Genomic DNA, 674 nt, shown 5'->3' on the forward strand with positions numbered 1-674 from the left:
CAAAGATCGAGGTGCCACCCCCGCCCAAGCCACCCAGAAGCATGTGGCCCGCACACCGCCCAAGCAGCCTGCGGCTCCGCCAACGCAGACCGCCAAGGCACCGCCCGCGGACACACCGCCCAATGACTCGCCCGATACAACGGCCGGCACGTCGCCCCTGAACAGCGCACGCCCCGTGTATCCGCCAGAAATGGAAGAAGAGAACATTGAAGGCCGTGTGACCGTCGTATGCGACGTGGAGACAACGGGCATGACCAGCAACTGCCATGTGCAGTCCGTCACCGGTGGTCAGGCCTTTGCCCAGGCGGCGCTGGACTATGTGCACAAGGCCCGTTACCGGCCCGCCAGCCGCAACGGGGTGCCGGTGCGGGAACTGAACAAGACGTATGTCATCCGCTTCCGGCTGGATGACTGACGCACACACCAGTGGTCCGGCTGCGGCCGGGCCCGCTTTGGACCAACAAACCACTACGGACCGCCCGGTCCACCCCGGCAGGGGATCAAGGGGACCGGGCCATTGCATGAGGATCTTGAGTAACATGAGCAGACTGCCCCGTTCTTTTGTGTCAGGTCTCGCCGTTCCGGCTCTTGCGCTGCTGCTGAGCACGGCAGCCCCCGTGGCCGCCTTTGCGCAGGACGCCGCAGCCCCGGCTGCCGCCCCCGCTCCGGTCGCA

1 pseudogene is annotated in these 674 nt (G+C 66.5%); it reads left to right on the forward strand.

The features are described from left to right. A pseudogene (locus JCM25146_RS20350) lies at window positions 1-415 on the forward strand (TonB family protein); the annotation flags it as partial. Window positions 416-674 lie beyond the last annotated feature (259 nt).

The organism is Acetobacter okinawensis JCM 25146 (assembly GCF_000613865.1).
Taxonomy (GTDB): domain Bacteria; phylum Pseudomonadota; class Alphaproteobacteria; order Acetobacterales; family Acetobacteraceae; genus Acetobacter; species Acetobacter okinawensis.